16 protein-coding genes are annotated in these 20,065 nt (G+C 70.1%); 11 read left to right on the plus strand and 5 right to left on the minus strand.

The genetic code is table 11. The features are described 5' to 3' along the window. The first annotated feature begins 71 nt into the window (after positions 1-71). Positions 72-920 (plus strand): DUF1206 domain-containing protein, encoded by an 849-nt coding sequence (locus D7Y11_RS05150; protein ID WP_120576479.1) that lies wholly within the window; start codon positions 72-74, stop codon positions 918-920. On the opposite strand, the gene D7Y11_RS05155 is transcribed toward D7Y11_RS05150, so the two are convergent. Together D7Y11_RS05155 and D7Y11_RS05160 are read right to left on the minus strand one after the other, a co-directional pair. Then, the gene (locus D7Y11_RS05155) at positions 917-2,356 is read right to left on the minus strand and encodes a glutamine synthetase family protein (RefSeq protein ID WP_120576478.1); all 1,440 of its coding nucleotides are present in this window, start codon (positions 2,354-2,356) and stop codon (positions 917-919) included. The genes D7Y11_RS05150 and D7Y11_RS05155 overlap by 4 nt on opposite strands. A 239-nt stretch (positions 2,357-2,595) precedes the next feature. Continuing rightward, a complete protein-coding gene (locus D7Y11_RS05160) occupies positions 2,596-3,858 on the minus strand; it encodes a C39 family peptidase (protein WP_120576477.1) in 1,263 nt (420 codons plus the stop codon). Positions 3,859-4,043: 185 nt separating this feature from the next. Here D7Y11_RS05160 and D7Y11_RS43170 point away from each other — a divergent pair, with 185 nt between their 5' ends. Further along, entirely contained in the window at positions 4,044-4,205 is a 162-nt protein-coding gene (locus D7Y11_RS43170; protein ID WP_158624387.1) for a hypothetical protein, read from the plus strand. Between the two features lie 11 nt (positions 4,206-4,216). On the opposite strand, the gene D7Y11_RS05165 is transcribed toward D7Y11_RS43170, so the two are convergent. Further along, entirely contained in the window at positions 4,217-5,548 is a 1,332-nt protein-coding gene (locus D7Y11_RS05165; RefSeq protein ID WP_120576476.1) for a ferritin-like domain-containing protein, read from the minus strand. A 154-nt stretch (positions 5,549-5,702) separates the two neighbouring features. Continuing rightward, positions 5,703-6,404: a hypothetical protein gene (locus D7Y11_RS05170; RefSeq protein ID WP_121753352.1), complete on the minus strand. Its 702-nt coding sequence runs from the start codon at positions 6,402-6,404 to the stop codon at positions 5,703-5,705. Between the two features lie 151 nt (positions 6,405-6,555). Between D7Y11_RS05170 and D7Y11_RS05175 the strand changes: the two genes are divergently transcribed. The 7 genes from D7Y11_RS05175 (at position 6,556) to D7Y11_RS05205 (ending at position 16,212) form a co-directional block, all read left to right on the plus strand. Then, on the plus strand, positions 6,556-7,074 hold the full coding sequence (locus tag D7Y11_RS05175) for a trans-aconitate 2-methyltransferase (protein WP_158629068.1): 519 nt from the start codon (positions 6,556-6,558) through the stop codon (positions 7,072-7,074). A 104-nt stretch (positions 7,075-7,178) separates the two neighbouring features. Further along, on the plus strand, positions 7,179-8,264 hold the full coding sequence (locus tag D7Y11_RS05180; RefSeq protein WP_120576491.1) for an AAA family ATPase: 1,086 nt from the start codon (positions 7,179-7,181) through the stop codon (positions 8,262-8,264). Further along, entirely contained in the window at positions 8,264-10,576 is a 2,313-nt protein-coding gene (locus tag D7Y11_RS05185) for a DUF5682 family protein (protein WP_126933159.1), read from the plus strand. Before D7Y11_RS05180 ends, D7Y11_RS05185 begins: the two co-directional genes overlap by 1 nt. After that, positions 10,573-11,790 (plus strand): VWA domain-containing protein, encoded by a 1,218-nt coding sequence (locus D7Y11_RS05190; RefSeq protein WP_121753349.1) that lies wholly within the window; start codon positions 10,573-10,575, stop codon positions 11,788-11,790. The genes D7Y11_RS05185 and D7Y11_RS05190 overlap by 4 nt, the downstream gene beginning before the upstream one ends. Continuing rightward, positions 11,783-14,659 carry a HEAT repeat domain-containing protein gene (locus D7Y11_RS05195; protein WP_126933160.1) on the plus strand — a complete coding sequence of 959 codons (2,877 nt, stop codon included), beginning with the start codon at positions 11,783-11,785 and terminating at the stop codon, positions 14,657-14,659. The genes D7Y11_RS05190 and D7Y11_RS05195 overlap by 8 nt, the downstream gene beginning before the upstream one ends. A gap of 134 nt (positions 14,660-14,793) precedes the next feature. After that, a complete protein-coding gene (locus tag D7Y11_RS05200; RefSeq protein WP_306770414.1) occupies positions 14,794-15,549 on the plus strand; it encodes a class I SAM-dependent methyltransferase in 756 nt (251 codons plus the stop codon). Positions 15,550-15,678: 129 nt separating this feature from the next. Beyond that, entirely contained in the window at positions 15,679-16,212 is a 534-nt protein-coding gene (locus D7Y11_RS05205) for a TetR/AcrR family transcriptional regulator (protein ID WP_158624386.1), read from the plus strand. 137 nt (positions 16,213-16,349) lie between these two features. Here D7Y11_RS05205 and D7Y11_RS05210 read toward each other — a convergent pair whose 3' ends face one another. Beyond that, positions 16,350-17,744, minus strand: coding sequence for a M20/M25/M40 family metallo-hydrolase (locus tag D7Y11_RS05210; RefSeq protein WP_120576469.1), 1,395 nt, complete (start codon positions 17,742-17,744; stop codon positions 16,350-16,352). 96 nt (positions 17,745-17,840) lie between these two features. Here D7Y11_RS05210 and D7Y11_RS05215 point away from each other — a divergent pair, with 96 nt between their 5' ends. Together D7Y11_RS05215 and D7Y11_RS05220 are read left to right on the plus strand one after the other, a co-directional pair. Beyond that, positions 17,841-18,860: a dipeptide epimerase gene (locus tag D7Y11_RS05215; RefSeq protein ID WP_126933161.1), complete on the plus strand. Its 1,020-nt coding sequence runs from the start codon at positions 17,841-17,843 to the stop codon at positions 18,858-18,860. After that, complete coding sequence (locus D7Y11_RS05220; protein WP_233604994.1) at positions 18,857-20,059, plus strand: DUF819 domain-containing protein; 1,203 nt, start codon at positions 18,857-18,859, stop codon at positions 20,057-20,059. Before D7Y11_RS05215 ends, D7Y11_RS05220 begins: the two co-directional genes overlap by 4 nt. Positions 20,060-20,065: the final 6 nt, after the last annotated feature.

Genomic DNA, 20,065 nt, shown 5'->3' on the forward strand with positions numbered 1-20,065 from the left:
CTTGCGTCCGTTCGCGCCGCCGGATGCGCACCCTGTCCTTTCGGTCCAGAAGGCCGGGAGGAGCAGACCGCATGGCGACGATGGACGTGATGCGCGGGCCGGGCATGGAGCGGCTGTCGCGCGGCGCGAAGGAAGCCGCGAACCACCCGTGGGCGAAGAAGCTGGGCCGCATGGGCTACGCGGCCAAGGGCTGCGTCTACGCCATCATCGGCGTGCTCGCGCTGAAGCTCGCGGCGGGCGAGGGCGGACGCGCCACGGACAGCCATGGCGCTGTCTCCACCGTGGCGCGCGGGCCCTTCGGCATGGTGCTCCTGTCGCTGCTGGCCGTGGGCCTCGTCGGCTACGTCATCTGGAGATTCGCGCAGGCGTTCGCGGACACGGAGGACAAGGGCTCGGACGCGAAGGGCATCGCCACGCGCGCCATGTACTTCGTGAGCGGCGTCATCCACGGCTCGCTGGCGCTGTTCGCCGTGAAGACCGTGGTGGGCGCGTCACAGGGGAAGGGCAAGGGCACCCAGGGCTGGACGGCGACGCTGATGGAGCAGCCCTTCGGCCGCGTCCTGGTGGTGCTGGTGGGGCTGGGCATCGTCGGCTTCGCGCTGAAGCAGTTCCACACGGCGTGGAAGGCGAAGTTCCGGGAGAAGCTCACGCTCACGGGCCTGGCGGCGGCGCATCAGCACCGCGTGGAGCGGGTGTGCCAGTTCGGCATCGCCGCGCGCGGCGTGGTGTTCGCCGTCATCGGCGGCTTCCTGGTGCTCGCGGGCGTGGACGCGAACCCGGGCGAGGCCAAGGGCCTGGGCGAGGCCCTGGCCGTCGTCGCCCGCCAACCCGCGGGCGACGTGCTGCTGGGAGTGGTGGCGGCGGGCCTGGTGGCCTACGCCGCCTACCTGTTCCTCCAGGCGCGCTACCGCGAACTCTAGAAGAGGTTCCAGAGGTACTGGTTCGTCACCTCATGGTGGAACTGGATCTCCGCGTCCTTCACGCGGGTTCCCAGCTGCTTGGGGCAACGGTCCGCGGAGGACACCTTCAGCTCCGCGTACTTGCCCTGCACCTGCTCACCCAGCGTCTGCGCGATGAACTGGCTGCCCTTGAAGAAGCGCACCGCGTCGTAGATGTTGTCCGGCAGGAAGCGCGTGCGGCTGCGCTTGGTCTCCGCGTCCTCCTGCGGCTGCGGGCCCTCCAGGCCGGTCTTCAGCAGCGTGAAGAGCACCATGTACGGGTTCGCGTCCGGCGCCACCGAACGGCACTCGACGCGCGCGCTGCGCTCGTTGCCGAACGGGATGCGCACCATGGCGCCGCGGTTGTTCGCGGAGGCCTTGATCTGGTTGGGCGCCTCGTAGTGCGGATCCAACCGGCGGTACGAGTTCACGCTGGAGTTGAGCACCAGGCAGATGTCGTTCGCGTTGTTCAGGATGCGGTCGATGAACTCCCAGCCCATGGACGACAGGCCGTCCTGACCGCCCTTGTCGTAGAAGAGGTTCTTGTTGTTCTTCGACAGCGACATGTTGATGTGCATGCCGTTGCCGTTCACGCCGGTGACGGGCTTGGGCAGGAAGCTGGCCGTCAGCCCCTGCTGCGCGGCGACCTGGCGGCAGAGCAGCTTGTAGAGCTGGATCTGGTCGGCGGCGACCAGCGCCTCGCTGTAGGAGAAGTTCATCTCGAACTGGGAGGGCGCCACCTCCGGGTGGTCCTTCTCGTTCTCGAAGCCCATGGCGCGCTGCGCTTCCGCGGCCTTGTCGATGAAGGTGCGCAGCCCGTCGCCCGGCAGCGCGTGGTAGTAGCCGCCGATGGAGATGAACTCGAACTTGCCCTCTTCGTGGTAGTGGCGCTCGGCGTCACGGCTCTTGAAGAGGAAGCCTTCGATTTCCGGCGCCGCGTGGAACACGGTGCCGTCCTTCTGGAACAGCTGCTCGGTGGCGCGCTTGAGCTGCCCGCGCATGTCCGAGTGGTACGGCGTGCCGTCGCGCTCCAGCACCTCGCAGAACGCGAGCACCTTGCCGGGGCCGAAGATGTCGGACGGCAGCCAGTAGAACGCGCTCCAGTCCACGTTCAGGCGCAGGTCGCTCTCCGCCTGCGCGGAGAAGCCGCGGATGGAGGAGCCGTCGAAGGTGAGGTTGTCCGCGCTCTTGAGGAGGAACTTCTTGTCGTAGTCCAGCATGTGCAGCCGACCTTCCAGGTCGGTGAAGCACACGGTGACGGCCTTGATGCGCTTCTCGTCGGTCAGGTACTTGATCCGCTCCTCGCGAACCTTGTCCGGCGACTCGCGCTTGATGCGCTGGCGCTTCACCTTGAGGTTGAGTTCCTCCAGCTCGTCGTAGGGAATCTCCAGGAAGTCCCGCAGCGGCTTCTGCTCCATGGTCCTGCCTCCAGGCGTGTCCCCGGTTCCGGAGTACCGGCGGGAACATCAAAATCGCGGTCGCAGGTATTTACATTCCACGACCCGAAATCAAGCCTAATTTAGGCGGACTGAAGGCTAAAGGTCTTGTCGGGTCGCGCACGGACGCCTGAACGTCAAGGGACGGGGTGTCTGACGCCCCGGCCAGTGGACACTGCGCGCCGCGCTGCGTTGGTCGCGTGTCCGCATTCGGACGCGGGCTACGGGAGGGGGACGAGCCCCTGCTCGGGCAGGGCGGTGCCGGCGGGCCACAGCACGTACGCGGCGCCCCGGGAGTGCTGCCAGGCGCGCCACAGCTCGGCGCGGGGGTAGGTGGCGTGGGTGGTTTCGTTGGAGCCGAAAGCAGGGTCGTTGACGACGACGTCGCCGGTGTCGGTGAAGCCCTTCACGACGATGAGGTGGCCGTCGGTGCGGCGGGAGGCGCCGCCGGGAAGCTCTCCGGGTTCGTAGGCGATGCTGATGCTGACGGGGATGCCGGCGGCGACGAGGCGCTCCACGGGGGCGAACGAGTCGAAGCGGGCGACGAGTCCGTGCAGGGCGCCGTTGGACATGCTGGCGGCGTAGGCGGTGTTGAAGCTCCAGTTGCCGGTGCCCTTGTAGACCCAGTCATAGGTATGGGCGGCGGCGGTGGGCACGGGGTGTTCCAGGTCCGCGCGGCCCAGCTTCCGGCTCCAGTAGCCGAGCAGCATGGTGGTGGACGTGGGGGAGCACCAGACCTCGCCGCCGTCGGGGTAGATCATCTGCGAGTAGCCCGGCACGTCGAGCACGACGCCCCACCCGGTGCGGTCCGACGTGGCGTCCTGGGGCTTGAGGCGCGTATCGGTGACGGCGGCGGCGAGCGCACGGACGCGAGGGCTGATGTCAGTGCGTTCGGAGAAGAGGTGGGCGGTGACGCGCAGGGCATCCGCGCGGCGCTTGAGGTTGAGGGTGTCGGTGAGGACGTTGCCGTCGGCGTCGCCTTGGTTGTCCACGCTGTGGCGCGCGACGGTGGTGGTGTCGAAGGCCCAGACGCCCAGCTCGTAGTCCTTGGTCCAGGTGCCTTCGATGCGGGCGGAGACGGTGAGCTTCACCCAGGTGCCGGGAGGCGTCTGCGCGTCGAAGGACGGCACCACGCTGTCGAAGCCGCCGGGGACGGATTGGACCTCGGAGGTGGCGGTGCCGACGCGGAAGGTACCGCCGTTGTAGAAGCTGCCGCCGTCGAACCAGCCGCCCGCGGGAAACGGGTCGGTGCCGTCCTTCGCGGTGGCGGGGTCCAGCTCCAGCGCGCCGTCGGCGGTGACGCGCGTGCCGTCACGGGAGAAGCGCGCGAGGTCGCCTGACACGGACGTCTTCTGCCAGAGGCGCGCGGGCGAGCCGGCCTCCGGAGACGACGTGTCCGGCGGGGCCGACGGCGGCGAGGAGGCGCAGGCCCAGATGCAGGTGGCCAGCAGGACAGCGGAGAGGACGCGAGCGCGGGCGTTCACGGGGGCGAGTTTCGCAAACGCTCATGCGTGGGCTCAAGTTGGATTCCTGGAAAGTCGAGCCGGGCAGACAGATTCGGGTCCAGGGGATGGAATGTCAGACGCGGTTGCTAGATCGCCGTGCGCGACCCTGCGGTGCGGCATCACGCTCCGTGGGTCATAGGCATGGCCTCACCCTTGGAGAATCCATGCGCACGCTCAAGGATCTGAGTGACTTCGTGGAGAAGGAGTCCGCGGCTGAAGGGCCTTCCGCTCAAGCGGAGTTGCAGTCCTGGCGCGAACGTTTCCGCATGGCCCGGGAACTGGCCATGCGGTGGAAGGCGCCGGAGCAGAGCCTCAGAGACTCATGAGAAGAGGCGGCTCAAGCCCAGAGGTCTTGCTCCAGCGTGTCTAGCAGCGCCAGGGCCGCCTCCGGCGTGGGCATGCCCGCCATCGTGATGACGCTCGCGTCGAGCTGCACCGCGACGTCCTCGCGCAAGGCCGCCACCGCGCGCCGCTGGGCCTCGCGCAGCGTCTCACGCTCCTCCGCGGACAGGCGCGGCCGGGCCCACTGGTCGATGTCCCACGACAGCGCGGCGTGCCGCGTCTCGTCCTCCGCGATGCGGACCATGGCCTCGCGCACCTCCAGGTCCCGCGCGTGCAGCGCCTGGTGGTGCGCGAGCAGTGCGCCGTACGTCTCACGCACGCAGCCCTCCACCGCGTTCTCCAGCGCCACGTCCACCAGGGAGCGCGGGGGCAGTTCCTCCACCACCGGACGCTGGGGCGTGCCTCCGAAGCGGTGCGCGAGCCGCTCTGTCACCCGGGCGTGCTGGACCTCCTCCATGGCGCTCCTTCGCGCCGCGTCCTGGAGGCCCACGTCCGCGCCGTGCATCGCCAGTTCATCCCGCAGCCGCAGGAACGCATGCACTGACGCGGCTTCGAGGTGCGCCGCGTTCGCGAAGTAGCGGCCCAGCGCCTCCGGGCTCTCGCAGGCTTCCGCGACCTGGAGCCCCACCGGCCGACGGCCGATGTTGCAGTTGGGGTCTCCCTTCTCCAGGACGCGCTTCTCCTGCTCCTGGAGCTCGCCGGAAGCGGAGACGCGCACCACGTGCTGCGTCAGCTCCGTGCCCGGTCCGCAGGCGTAGCCCTTCGTCGCGACGACGTTGAAGCTGCCATCCGCGTTCTTCTTCACCGCGCCATACTTCTTGTCTCCGCAGAGGAGGGAGTAGTCGGACGCGAAGGACTTGAGCACCGCCTCCTGTTCCGTGTCGATGGTGCCCAGCACCTGCTGGAGCTCCTCCAGCGTCGCGTGCGTCTTCACCTCGTCACCCCGGGTCGTCACCAGGAAGGACTCGCTGCAGAAGTCTATGCAGACATGGTGGAAGCCCGTGGTGACGTTCGCGCTCTCCAGCGCGGTCGTGCACGCGGGGACGTCGGTGGCTGTCGCGCAGGGCTGGCCGGAGGAGCTCACGTTGACGTAGGTGGCGGGCGCCTGGCCTCCGTTGGCGTTGATGTAGCGCAGCTGCACGAAGTCCTGCTCCGGCGTCAGCGTCAGGTCACTGACGGACAGGCCCTGAGCCGTGCAAGCGATCTCCGAGTAGCCCGTCAGGTCCACGCTGCCCTCCGAGCCATCACAGCCCGCCAGCACCAGGGGCGTGGCGAGCGAGGCGTGCAGGGCTCGCGAGAAGAGACGGCGCAGTCGATGGATGTTCAAGGGAGGCTCCTGGGAAGGGCGTGTGTCCGGGACCCTGAGCAATGTGGATGCCAGGGCGTCTTCCCTGGGGATCTCCTCAGGGAAAGCTGAGAGGGACTCGGAAAGTTGAGGGGGACGCGACCTGGGCGCCGCGCTCGCAGGGCGACCTGAAGCCCTACTGGCCGGCAGGGCAGACCGAGTCGCCCTCCTCCAGGACGCGCGTCTCCAGCTCCTCGACCTCACCGGAGCCCTTCACCTTCAGCACGTGCTGGGTCAGCTCCGAGCCCGGCCCGCAGGCGTAGCCATTCGTCCCAATGACATTGAAGCTGCCATCCGTGTTCTTCTTCACCGCGCCCTGCTTCTTGTCTCCGCAGAGGAAGGAGTAGCTGGACGCGAAGGCCTTGAGCACCGCCTCCTGTTCCGTGTCGATGACACCCAGCAACCGCTGGACCTCCACACCCGTCGAATACGTCTTCACCTCGTCACCCCGGGTCGTCACCAGGAAGTGGGACCTGGTGCAGCCGCCCTTGCCCTGGCAGCCGAAGTGGAATCCGTCGGTGACGATCGCGTTCTCCAGCGCGGTCTCACACGCGGGGACGTCCGTGGCCGTCGCGCAAGGCTGGCCGGAGGAGCTCAGGCTGAGGGGAGGGGCGGGCGCCTGGCCATCTTCTTTGTAGGAGTCGAAGTAGCGCAGTTGCACGAAGTCCGGTGCCGGCGTCACCGTCAGGCCGCTGACGGAGATGCCCTGGTCCGTGCAAGCGATCTCCGAGTAACCCGTCAGGTCCACGCTGCCCTCCGGTCCGCCACAGCCCGCCAGCACCAGGGGCAGGGCGAGCGAGGCCCGCGAGAAGAGACGACGCAGTCGATGGATGTTCAAGGGAGGCTCCTGGGAAGGACGTGTGTCCGATGGCCTCAGCAATGAGGATGCCAACACCTCCTCACGGGAGGGAGGGCGCTCCAGAGGGCTCGAAAAGCCGAGCAGGACTCGAAAAGTTGAGGGGGTCGGGTCCGGACGCCACGCTGCGCGCATGAGCACGGGTCCGGTCGCGCCCCGGTTCCGCTGGGCGATGGAGGTGCTGTCCCTCGCTCCGGACGCGCGGGTGCTGGAGGTGGGGTGTGGCCATGGCATCGCGCTGGGGCTCGTGGCCTCGCGGCTGCGCGATGGGTGCGTCCTGGGCATCGACCGTTCGGAGAAGATGGTCACCCAGGCGCTGCGACGGAACGCGGATGCCGTCCGCGCGGGACATGTCCTGGCTCGCATCGGGACGCTCGCGGAGGTGGACCTGGGGCGCGAGCTGTTCGATGTCGCCTTCGCCATCAACGTCAGCCTGTTCGCGGAGGACGACGTCCGCGTGGAGCTTTCGCGGCTGCGGGAACACCTGCGTCCCGGTGGCGCGCTCTACCTCTTTCATGAAGCGCCCGTCGCCGCTCACGCGAAGCGCTTCGCCACGGTGGCCGCGCGGAACCTGGAGTCGCAGGGTTTCACCGTGCGAACCGTTCCCGCCGGGCCGTCGCGCGCCTGCGTCGTGGGGCAGGCGTCCGGGTAGCGGCACGGTCCCCATCGGGTGGGGAGTGCCGCCGATTTCGAAGCGACCCGCCAGGCAGCCGAAGCGTTTGCCGGGTGTCAGACTGAGTGGATAGCGTGCAGCTCATGCCGGACATCCGCCTGCCTGCCGAAGCGAAGTACAAGAACGAGCTGGACGCCCTCGCCGCGCATGACGACAAGCCCCGCCCACCGGGTTGGGCGCTGTCGCCTCGCGCCGTGGAGACGTACATCCTGGGCAGTCCCAAGCCCGTGGGGGGCGTGGCCATCACGCCCAAGTACGTAGGTGACAAGGGGCTCATCCAGGTGTGCATCGCCACGCTCGCGTCGGACCGCGCGCTGATGCTGGTGGGCGAGCCGGGCACCGCGAAGAGCTGGCTGTCGGAGCACCTCTCCGCGGCGGTCAGCGGCACGTCCGCGCTCGTCGTCCAGGGCACGGCGGGGACCAGCGAGGACCACATCAAGTACTCGTGGAACTACGCGCTGCTGCTCGCGCAGGGCCCCACGCCCGAAGCGCTGGTGCCGTCGCCCATCCTGCGCGCCATGCGCACGGGCAAGTTCGCCCGCTTTGAAGAGGTGACGCGCACGTCGCCGGAGATTCAAGACTCGCTCATCTCCATCCTGTCGGAGAAGCAGGTGTCGGTGCCGGAGCTGGGGGAGATCACGAGCGCGCAGCGCGGCTTCAACCTCATCGCCACCGCGAACACGCGCGACCGCGGCGTCAACGAGATGAGCGCCGCGCTCAAGCGCCGCTTCAACTTCGTCACCGTGCCGGTGGTGGAGGACCTGGAGCAGGAGATCCAGATCGTCACCAAGCGCGAGGCGGAGCTGCGCACGGACTACCAGGTGGGCGTGCCGCCGCCGGAGGAGCTGTCGCGCGTGCTGCTGACGCTCTTCCACGAGCTGCGCAAGGGCGTGACGAAGGACGGCAAGACGAAGGTGCGCACGCCGGGCGCGGTGCTGTCCACGGCGGAGGCCATCAGCGTGCTGTTCAACAGCTCCATCCTCGCGCAGCAGTTCGGCTCCGGGACGGTGACGTCGCAGGAGCTGGCTGCGTCGCTGGTGGGCGCGGTGGTGAAGGAGCAGGAGGACGACGTGAAGGCGCTGCGCGAATACATGGAGACGGTGGCCAAGAGCCGCACGGGCCCGTGGAAGGAGCTGTACACCGCGAGCAAGAAGCTCTTGAGGGGCTGATGGACCTGGCACTGCTCTCCCGGGTGCAGCACTTCCCGGTCCGTCACCACTCGCCGCGCACCACCGCGGTGCTCCTGAAGTGGCTGGAGCGCGTGAAGCCCGCCGTCGTCCTGGTGGAGGGGCCCTGCGACGCGACGGCGCTGGTGGACGTGCTGTGCGACAAGCAGACCCGGCCGCCCGTGGCCATCCTGGGCTACCGCACGGATGGCACCCCGTCCTCGTCGCTGTGGCCCTTCGCTGCGTATTCGCCGGAGTACCAGGCGCTGAAGTGGGCCCGGGCGAACGGCGCGCGGGCGGAGTTCATCGACATCCCGGTGGGCGTCAGCCTCGCGGTGGACCGCCATGTGCCCGGGCCAGGCGTGGAGACGGAGGCCCCGGAGGGCAGCGAGCCCGTTCCCGATGAAGCCATTCCGCTCACGGAGGCGTTCGCGCGCTCGCAGGGGTTCCGCTCCTTCGAGGAGTTCTGGGAGGCGTCCTTCGAGGCGCCGGACTGGAGCCCGGAGCAGTTCCGGCCGGTGCTCACCGCCTGGGCGGACGTGGTCAACGCGGGGCCCCGGCTGGCCTACCACCGTCAGCGAGACGCCTTCATGGCGCGCAAGGTGCTGGAGGTGGTGGCGGGCGGCGTGGCGCCGGAGAAGGTGGCGGTGGTGGCGGGCGCGGCGCACACCGCGGCGTTCCTGGCGGGGGACGTGGATCCGAGGGAGGAGGCGAAGCTGCCCGCGGCCGGGCCGTGCGCGGTGACGGTGATTCCGTACAGCTTCCCGCGTCTGGCGGAGCAGCTGGGATACGGCGCGGGCAACCGGGCGCCGCACTTCTACCAGAAGGCCCACGAGGCGAACTGCGACTTCCGGCGGGCCACGCTGGAGGTGCTGCTGGACTTCGCGTCGCACCTGCGGATGCGCGGCTTCTCCGCGTCGCTGTCGGACGTGCTGGAGGCGTACCGGCTGGCGGTGACGCTGTCGGACCTGCGCGAGAAGAGCGCCCCGGGCCTGGACGAGCTGCGCGAGGCCACCGTGGCCACGCTGTGCCGTGGTGACGCGACGCACGTGGACAGCTTCCTGTGGAAGAGCGTCATCGGCCACGAAGTGGGGCAGGTGGCGAGCCGCATCGGGCAGAACTCGCTCCAGGCGGAGTTCTGGCGCGAGGTGGGCGAGCGGCGGCTGCCGCGCACGGACAGCCCGGAGACGTTCACGCTGCGGCTCAACAACCCGGTGGAGGTGGGCTCCTCCGTGTTCCTCCACCGGCTGCGCGTGGCGGGCATCCCGTACGCGTCACTGTCCGGGACGGGTTCGTCGCGCAAGCAGGGCGCGGAAGCAGAGGCCGGCGGCTACGCGGCGCTCACGCGCGTGCGCGAGGCCTGGCAGGCGCAGTGGACGCCGTCCACGGACGTGGCGCTGGTGGAGAAGATTGTGTTGGGCGACTCGCTGGAGGGCGTGACGACGCGCGTGCTCCAGGAGCGGCTGACGCAGGCGAAGACGACGGCCGAGGCGGCGGACGTGCTCCTGGAGTCCGTCATCACCGGCTGCTCCCAGACGGTGGCGCAGGCGCTCAAGGCCTGTGACGCGCTCGCGGCCACGGACGCGGACCTGCCGTCGCTGGCGAGCGCGGCGCGGGCGCTGTCGGGGTTGATGGCCTATGGCACCTCGCGCGCGCACTCGGACGTGGGCGACGAGGCGGTGGCGGCCCTGGGGGAGAAGACCTTCGGCCGGGCGCTCCTGCGCGTGCGCGAGGCCAGCGCCTGCGCTCCGGAAGGCGTGCCCCCGGTGCTGGAGGCGCTGCGCACGCTGCACGAGGTGGCGCTGTCCCAGCCCCGCGCGGACAAGGAGGGCTGGCTCGCGGAGGCTCGCGGGTTGATGGGGAGCCACGCGGTGCACCCGTCCACGTCGGGCCTGGCCACCGGCCTGTTGTACCTGGCTCGCGAGCTGCCGGAGGCGGACGTGGCGCTGGAGGTGGGCCGGCGGCTGTCGGCGGCGGTGGAGCCCGCGGACGCGGCGGCGTACCTGGAGGGCTTCCTCCAGGTAAACGCGCTGGTGCTGGTGAAGAGCCGCGACGTGGTGAAGGCGCTGGATGACTTCCTCACCAGCGTGGAGCCGGAGCGCTTCCGGCAGACGCTGCCGGTGCTGCGCCGGGCGCTGGGCGCGCTGGGGGCCACGGAGCGCCGCTACCTGATGGAGAACGTGATGGGCGTGCGCCAGCTGAAGGACAAGGGCCGCGCGGTGAAGGCGGTGCTGGAGGAGAAGGACAAGGCGACGCTGAAGGACCTGAGCGCGGACCTGGGCAAGGCGCTCGACGACCTGGATGACCTGCTATGAGCGTGGACCCCAAGGACCTGGACCCGAAGGACCGCGACGCCCTGTTGCGCTGGCGGCTGGCGCTGGGCCCGGAGGCGGAGAAGACGGGCTCCTGCCCTTCCCTGAGCGCGCTGGGCGCTGGGGCGGGCACGGTGGACCTGACGGGCGACGACCTGGAGGGCCTGGATGACGCGCTCTCCTTCGTCTACGGCGAGCGCTCGGCCGGGCGCGGCGGTTCGAAGCCGTACCTGCCCAAGTGGCTGGGCGCGCTGCGCGACTTCTTCCAGGACGACGTCATCGCGCTGGTGCAGAAGGACGCCATCGAGAAGAAGGGGCTCACCCAGCTGCTCTTCGAGCCGGAGACGCTGCCCTTCCTGGACAAGAACCTGGAGCTGGTGACGACGCTGGTGAGCGCCCGGGGGCTCATCCCGGAGCAGGCCAAGGACACCGCGCGCGCCATCATCCGGGAAGTGGTGGAGGACCTGCGCAAGAAGCTGGAGTCCCCGCTGCGCACGGCGGTGATGGGGGCGCTCAGGCGGGACAGGACGAGCCCCATCCCCATCGCGCGCAACATCGACTGGCGCCGCACCATCCGCTCCAACCTGAAGGGCTGGGATGCGGAGCGCAAGCGGCTCATTCCGGAGCGCTTCTACTTCTGGCCCAACCAGCGCCGTCACCACGAGTGGGACGTGACGCTGGTGGTGGACCAGTCCGGCTCCATGGCGGAGAGCGTGGTGTACAGCTCCGTGATGGCGGCCATCTTCGCGTCGCTGGACGTGCTGAAAACCAGCCTGGTGCTGTTCGACACGGAGATTGTCGACATGACGCCCGTGCTGGCGGACCCGGTGGAGGTGCTCTTCTCCGCGCAGCTGGGCGGGGGCACGGACATCAACCGGGCGGTGGCGTACGCGCAGGAGCACTACGTGCGCCGGCCGGAGAAGACGCTCTTCATCCTCATCACCGACCTGTACGAAGGCGGCAACGCCGAGGAGTTGGTGGCCCGCTTGAGGCAGTTGGTGGACTCACGCTCCAAGGTGCTGTGCCTGCTGGCGCTGTCGGACAGCGGGCGGCCTTCCTATGACCACGCGATGGCGGAGCAGCTCACCGCGCTGGGGATTCCGTGCTTCGGGTGCACGCCCCGCAAGCTGGTGGACGTGGTGGAGCGGGTGATGCGCAACCAGGACCTGGCGCCGCTGCTCGCGTCCGCCGACAAGAAGGGGGAGCGTCATGGCTGAGGTACGGCCCGTCATCGGGATGGGCGCAATGACGGAGATCATCAGCGACAAGGCGGAGCTGCAGAAGGGCTCGGAGCTGTTCGACGGCAAGCAGCTCACCAACCTGTCGCGCTTCGAGAACCGGCTCTTCGCGGACGCGGCGGGCTCCGGGGCGACGCCCTACAAGGTGTCGCTGGTATTCGGCGAGGCGCGCTCGGACGTGAAGGGGCGGTGCTCGTGCATGGCGGCGCGCTCGCGCCCCTTCTGCAAGCACGCGGCGGCGCTGCTGGTGGCGTGGGCCCGGGCGCCGCAGGCCTTCGTCACGGCGGAGGCGGCCCCGGCCGCGCCCGCGGGCTCTGGCGGCGCGAAGAAGAGCGTGAAGAAGGGCAAGGCCGAAACGGGCGACCTGATGAAGGCGGGCGTGGGGCAGGTGTCCACGCTGGTGCGCGAGCTGGGGCTGTCGGGCGTGGCGTCGCTGGGCGCGGACCGGCCGGAGCAGGTGCGCGCGCTGGGCGAGGCGCTCCGGGCCAATGGCCTGCGGCGGTTGTCCGCGCGGGCGGTGGAGCTGGCGGGCCTGCTGGACGCGGCGGCGGCTCGCACGGGGACCTTCGAGGCGCCGGTGTACGCGGACCTGGTGGCGGACATGCTGCTCACCGCGCGCAAGGTGGAGAAGCACCTGGGCGGTGATGCGCTGGAGCCCCGCCACGTCGAGGAGCTCATCGGCAAGACGTGGACGAAGAAGGACCGCGCGCCCGTCGAGGGGCTCAAGCTGGTGGAGTACGCGTTCTCCTCCAAGGTGACGCCGGACCGGTTCATGGTCCGCGAGAGCCGCTTCGTGGACCTGGTGTCAGGCGGGCACTACAGCGAGAAGCAGATCCTCCCCGCGAACCTCAAGACGGTGGCCCCGAAGAACAGCCACGCGGGCGCCGTGCTCCAGGGTGCGCACGGCGGGCAGTACCCGGGCTTCGCGCCGCACCGGCTGGACCTGGAGTCTTGGAAGGACGCGCCGTCGGTGGACCGGGCGGCGCTGGAGCGGCTGGTGGAGGTGGCGCTGCCGGACGTGGGCGCGGTGATGACGGCCTTCCAGGAGCACCGCAAGGACGTGTTCGCGCCGGACCTGCTGCCGGTGTCCGTGCGCGCGGAGACGCTGCTCGCCAGCGGGACCCGCTCGCAGTTCGTGGATGGCACGGGACGCGGACTCTTCCTGCCCGTGGACCCGTCGCTGGAGGAGCCGCTGTCCACCGCGCTGGAGGACGCGAAGCTCGTGGCGGTGCTGGGCGATGTGGGCCTGGAGGCGGCGCTGCCCACGCTGTTCCCCTCGGCCGTGGTGGTGCGGACGCCGGAAGGGCTGGACCTGCGCACGCTGGGACGCGCGGAGGACGTGCCCGTGTCGCCCCGCCGTCGCGGACGCGTGCGGGCCCCGGCCGCGCCGAATGCGCTGCCCCGCAGCGGCTGGGCGGACGCGGCTCGGGCGGCGGGTGCGTCGCGGGCGGCCATCGCGCTGGCGGAGGTTCGCGACGAGCTGGCGGACGCGTTCGCCAGCGGCCTGTCGGCGGTGAGCCCTCGCACGGTGGAGCCGCTGGTGTCCCGGCTGAAGGAGCTGGGGCTGGAGAAGCCGGGCGCGCTGCTGGAGGCGCTGGCGCAGCGGGCGGATCCGGCGGAGCGGCTGGACGACTTCATCAAGGTGTACCAGGTGCTGGGCATCGCGCTGGTGCGGCTGTCGGGCGCGGTGCAGGTGGACCTGTCCCAGTTGGAGTCCGTGCCCACTCACCCGAGCATCCACGTGCAGAAGCCGGAGGAGGTGCTGACCCCGGGCGAGGCCATGGTGCGCCGGGCTCGCGGGGAGCTGACGCGCTACGAGGCGGCGGCGCACGCGGCGCGCTACTACGCGAGCCTTGGGCCGGACGTCCTGGCGAGGGAGTTCTACCCGACGTGGAGCGACGGCGCGGCGAGCGCCTTCGTGGCGCGGACGGTGGCGGCGCTGGGCGAGAACGCGCTGGGCTCCGTGCGGAGCGCGCTCGGTGAGCACCACAGCCGCATGGTGCGCCGCACCGCCCTCCGCGTGCTGGGTGCGATGGGCGGAGTGCAGGCGCGGCGCGAATTGGATGCGGTGACGCGCAAGGGCCATGACATGGGCCTGCGCCTGTTCGCGAAGGAGACGCTGGAGGACGTTCAGGCCCGGGAGACGGGCGAGGCGGCGGTGGTGGAACTCTCGCGGCGCCGCAAGGAGAAGGCGGTGCCGCTGATGCAGGCGGCGCTGTCCGAGACGACGAAGGACGCGCGCGGGGCGGCCGTGGCCATGCTGGCGGACCTGGGCACGGTGGCCATGCCCGTGCTGCGCCAGGTGCTGCACGGGGACCCGGCGCGCGAGGTGCGGCGCGAGGCGGCGGAGGCGCTGGCCCGGATGGGGGACGCGGAGGTCCTCGACCGGTTCATCCTGATGGTGCAGGGCCGAGGCCACGACGACGTGGAGGCGAAGCACGCCGTGTACGCGCTGGGCATGCTGGGCGACGTGCGCGGCGCGGAGGCCCTGCTGCTGGCGTTCGTGGACGGGTGGAAGCCCGGCGTCGTCGCGGAGGCCATGCGCTCGCTGGGGCTGGCCCTGCTGCAGCCAGCGCTGGACCTGGCCGAGCGGCGCCCGGAGGAGCTGGAGCGGAAGGCGTTCCGGAGCGTCTTCGAGAACTTCCAGCCCACCGACCTGGCCAGGGCGCTGGAGGCCCGTCTCAAGGCGTCCCTCGAACATCCGGACCTGCTGGCTCGCGCGGCCGTGTACCTGAAGGTGGCGGCGTCGAGTACGGCGGTGGGCAAGCACATCGCCCAGCGGCTCATGGAGGTGCCCGCGCTGGCCGCGGACAAGGCCCTGGCCAAGGCGGCGAAGAAGCTGCTGTGACGCTCCGCTCGGCAGCTTCGAGGTGAGGTCGATGCGGGTGGGGGAGGCCGGCACGGGGAACGGCCTCCCAGCGCGTCCCGGTCCGACGCGCAGCCATTGCGTGGCGTCCCGAATCCGGACAGCCTCCGCGCGGCATGACGGAACCCGCTCCTCCTCCCTCGCCCCCACCGCGCCGCGACGACACGATGGGCGAGTTCGAGCTGCCGTTCTTCGAGCGGCTGTCGCTCCAGATGCAAGGCATCGTCATCGCGGTCGTGCTGCGCGTCACCGACCTGCTGCTGTTGCTCCTCCGCCCCCGGCTCCTGAAGCCGTACTTCGGGTTGTGGTGGCAGCGCATCTTGTGGACGCCCTTTCGTTGGCGACGCACCTTCGAGATGACGCGGGCGCTCCAGACCACGGGCCAGTCATTCCGCGAGTTGATGTACGGCGAGACGCCGCTGGTGACGGCGTTGTGGTTCCTCAAGAGGGCGGGCGTGGGGCGCGGCAGCCGGGTGGTGGACCTGGGCGCGGGGCGCGGACGCGTGCTGCTCGCCGCGCGCTGGTGGGGCGCCGAGGCGCATGGCGTGGAGCTGATTTCGGACCACGTGGCACGCGTGGCGCCGTGGCTTCAGCCGGCGGGCATCACGCTCACCGTGGGCGACATGACCCGCGAGCCCCTGGGTGACGCGACCCACATCTTCTGCAACTGGGTGGCGTTCAGCCCGGAGACGAAGGCCCGGCTCGTCACCCACCTGCGCACCTGCGCCCCTGGCACGCGCATCATCACCGTCACCCGTCCCATCGAGGCGGAGGGCTTCAGCGGCCACTCCTCCCATTGGATGCTGTTCACCTGGGGGCTCGAGAAGGTCTGGCTCCAGCAATACCTTCCGGGTCCCATCGCATCCCCCTGACACGGGAAGGTCGGATGAGACTCCGAGCCTATTCCGACGTTACTCGTGATTAACTGGGAAAGACGGGCGGCGGCGTTCCTGTCGCGAGAGGTGATGGCGATGACCGAGTCGAGGAACAAGGAGCCTGACGTGACCCGCGAGAAGCTTCTTCGGGCGGCCGCGGACCTCATCCTGGCTCAGGGGCTTCAGGCAGTGACGCTCGATGCCATCGCGGGGCGGGCAGGTGTCCCAAAGGAAGACCTACTGCAGCATTTCCAGAGCAAGCCCATCCTGCTCGATGCGCTGTTCGACGACGTGACCCAGCGCTTCGCCGGGGCCGTCGCCGCCGAGATGGCGAAGGATCCGGACGCCAACGGCAGGGGAACCCGCGCGTATCTCCGGGTGACGGTCGCCGCTTCCCCTGATGACGACGAGGCCCGCGTCATGCGCTCGCTCATCGGGCTCATGCTCTTCGACCCGGAGGTCCGGGAGCTCTGGAGCTCCATCTGGGACGAGGCGCGGGAGGAGCAACTCAGCCCTCAGGAGCAAGAGTCGGCGGAGCTCACGCTCTGCCGTCTGGCGATCGACGGGTTGTGGATGTCGGACATGCTCGAGCACCGCACGGTCTCAAGCCAGACGCGAGCGGCGGTCATCCGCCGAATCGAAGAGCTCACGCGCAAATAGCCTGGCTGCCCGCGAGGCTCCGTGACGGTGGCTCACCCAGCCGGAGAGCCACCACGGTCCTGCTGGGGTTCACGCATGCCCCCTGAGCAAGAGCCGGATGTGATGCGAGGGCCCGTGATGAGGTGGTGCCGGTGCGTTCAGCGCGTCAGGTGCTTCAGCGTGAGGTAGACGAACTCCGCGCCGGGCTGGAGTGACGTCACCGGGACGCGCTCGTTGGGTGCGTGCGCGGTGCGTGCGTCGTCCGGAGTGAGAGCGAAGAGGTCGATGCCATAGGCGTGGATGCCCGCGCGGCGCAGCGTGGCGGACTCGGTGGTGCCGGTGGACATGCGGGGAATCACCGGCGCCTTTGGCCACACCTTCGCCGCGGCGGCCTTCACCGCGCGGAACATGGCGTTGTCCCCCACGGGCGACATGGGCGAGTCCGGCGGCGATACGTCCATCTCCACCTGGATGTCCTTGTCATTCACCGCGGCGACGATGCGCTCGCGCACGGCCTTCGGATCCGCGTCCGGCAGCAGGCGGCAGTTCACGGTGGCCTCGGCGGTGGCGGGAATGACGTTGGACTTCGTGCCCGCCTTGAACACCGTGGGCACGCAGGTGGTGCGCAGCACGGCGCCCAGCGCGGGGTCCAACCGGGCCACGGTCGTCACTGCGTCCTCGGGCGGCGCGTCCGGCGATGCGGCGATGCGGCGCAACGCTTCGCCCAGCTCGCCGGGAGTCGCCTGGGCGCGGCCCTGCACGTGGAGCCTGGCGGCGGGCGTCAGATGCGCGGGGAAGGTGAGGGCGCCCACGCGCGCCACCGCCGCGGCCACCCGCACCAGGGGCCCCGCGTCCACGGGCGGCGCGGAGGAGTGACCTCCGGGGCCGGTGGCCTTGAGCGTCACGTTGCGGGACACGCGCTCCGCGGCCTGGAGCGCCACGAAGCGCACCTCCTTGCGGTCCGGCGACAGCTCTGTGAGGCCGCCCTCGTTGAGCGCGAACTCCGCCTCCTTGAGCTCCGGGCGGTGCTCCATCATCCAGTCCAGTCCCTGTCCGGAGCCCACCTCTTCATCCGCGCCCAGGTACAGCAGGATGTCGCGCGAGCGCGTGCCGCCCTCCTGCTTCAGCCGGCGCAGCGCGAGGATGCTCGCTGCGGCCATGCCCTTGTTGTCCTGCATGCCGCGTCCGTAGAGCAGGCCGTCCTTCTCCGTGAGTGTCCACGGGTCGGTGACCCACTCGGTCTTCACGGCGGGCACCGTGTCCAGGTGCGCGAGTACGAGCACCGGCCGGCCCTTGCCGCTGCCCTTCAAGCGCACCAGCAGGTTGCCGCGCCCGGGCGAGGGCTCGATGAGCTCCGCTTCGATGCCGGCTTCGCGCAGCCACTTCGCCGCCACCTGGGCCGCGGCCGTCTCGTTGCCGGGCGGATTGGAGGTGTCCGCGGCGATGAGCTCCGCGAGCAGCGTCCTCAGTTCGTCCTTCGGCGCGGGACGGGATGACGCGGCGTGGCTTGGACCCAGCGCGAACAATGCGATGACGAGGGGCAGGAGACGCATGGTGGAGAGGCTCGCCCCTTCCGGCCTGGGAAGGCAACGGAAGCGGTGTTTGCAAGGAGTGCCGTGTTAAGGGAAGGGCCCTGGAGGGATTCCGCCATGGCCTCGCCGTTGAGCTTTCGCACCGTGGAACTGCCGCTGCGTCACGCCTGGACCATCGCCCGGGGCACGAGCACGGTGAAGCGCAACGTGTTCGTGGAGGTGCGCTCGGAAGGCCACGTGGGGTACGGCGAGGCCGCTCCGAACGTGCGCTACGGCGAGTCGTGGGAGACGGTGGAGGCGGCACTCCACAAGTTGGCCCCAGTGCTGGAGGGCCGCGACCTGCGCCACTTCCGCGACGTGTCCGAGGCCGTGGACGCGGCGCTGCCGGACAACCCCGCGGCGAAGGCGGCGGTGGACCTGGCGCTACATGACTGGGCGGGCAAGGTGATGGGCGTGCCGCTGTACCGGATGCTGGGCGTGGACCCGACGCGGCAGCCGGTGACGTCCATGTCCATTGGCATTGACGTGCCGGAGACGCTGGCCGTGAAGGTACGCGAGGCGGCGGACTTCCCGGTGCTGAAGGTGAAGCTGGGCGCGGACCGCGTGCAGGAGGTGTTCGGCACGGTGCGCGCGCTCACGGAGCAGACCATCCGCGTGGACGCGAACGAGGCGTGGAAGCCGGACGAGGCGCTGGCGCACATCCAGTGGTTGTCCACGCAGGGCGTGGAGCTGGTGGAGCAGCCGCTGCCCGCGGCGGATGTGGAGGGCGCGAAGTGGCTGCGCGCTCGCTCGCCGTTGCCGCTGGTGGCGGACGAGTCGCTGACGAAGGCGTCGGACGTGCCGAAGCTGGCGGAGGGCTTCCACGGCATCAACGTGAAGCTCCAGAAGAGCGGCGGCATCCGCGAGGCATTGCGCATCATCGAGACGGCGCGCGCGTGCGGCCTGAAGGTGATGCTGGGCTGCATGGTGGAGACGGGGCTGGGCATCGCGGCGGGCGCGCACCTGGCGCCGCTGGTGGACTGGGTGGACCTGGACGGCAACCTGCTGCTCGCGGAGGACCCGTACCGCGCGCATCCGGTGGTGCAGGGCCGCATCCAGTTGGGAGCGGGCGCGGGCCTGGGCGTGGAGCCCCGGTGACGCCACCGCTCATCCAGGACCCCATGGCGGTGCTCGCCGTGCTGCTCGCGGTGCTGGCGGGGCTGTATGCGTTGCAGCGCTACCCGGCGGTGGAGCGGTTCTTCAACGTGGTGCCGCTGCTGGTGTTCGCGTACTTCGTGCCGACGCTGCTGTCGAACACGGGCGTCATCCCCACGCAGTCGGAGCTGTATCGCTTCACGCGCGTGTACCTGTTGCCCGCGAGCCTGGTGTTGTTGGTGCTGTCGGTGGACCTGCCCGCCATCGCGCGGCTGGGGCGCAATGCGGTGGGCGTGTTCCTGGCGGGCTCGGTGGGCATCATGGTGGGCGGGCCGCTCGCGTATCTGGCGTTGGGGTGGCTGGTGCCGGCGGAGCTGGGGGACCAGGCGTGGAAGGGATTGGCGGCGCTCAGCGGGTCGTGGATTGGAGGCAGCGCGAACTTCGTGGCGATTGGCCAGAGCGTGGGCGCGCTGGACAGCACGTTGAGCATGCTGGTGGTGGTGGACGTGGGCGTGTCCAACGTGTGGACGGCGGTGCTGTTGTCCTTCGCCGGGCGTGAGAAGGCGATGGACGCGAGCATCGGCGCGGACCGGACCGCGCTGGACCATGTGCGCGAGGAGTCCGCGCGCATTCAAGCGGCGTCCGCCCGGCCCGCGAGTTTGTCCGACCTGCTCTCGATGCTGGCGGTGGCGTTCGGCGTGACGGTGGTGTGCACGGCGCTGGCGAAGATGCTGCCGGACCTGGGCAACGTGGTGACGGGCTTCACGTGGGTAGTACTGCTGGTGACGACGGTGGGCGTGGTGCTGTCGTTCACGCCGGTGCGCAGGCTGGAGGGCGCAGGGGCGAGCCGGATGGGTTCGCTGTTCCTGTACCTGCTGGTGGCGACGATTGGCGCGCAGGCGGAGTTCCGGCGGCTGTGGGATGCACCCGCGCTGGTGGCGGTGGGGGCGCTGTGGATGTGCATCCACGCGGCGGTGACGATGGGCACGCGGCGTTGGCTGAAGGCACCGGTGTTCTTCGCGGCGGTGGGGTCGCAGGCGAACGTGGGCGGCACGGCCTCCGCGTCGGTGGTGGCGGCGGCGTTCCATCCCGCGCTCGCGCCGGTGGGCGTGCTGCTCGCGGTGCTGGGGTATGTGCTGGGGACGTACTGCGGGCTGGTGACGGCGCTGATGCTGGAGCAGGTGCACCGGCTGATTCACTGAAGGGAG

The organism is Corallococcus sp. AB018, assembly GCF_003986945.1.
In the GTDB taxonomy this organism is placed as follows: Bacteria; Myxococcota; Myxococcia; order Myxococcales; family Myxococcaceae; genus Corallococcus; species Corallococcus exiguus.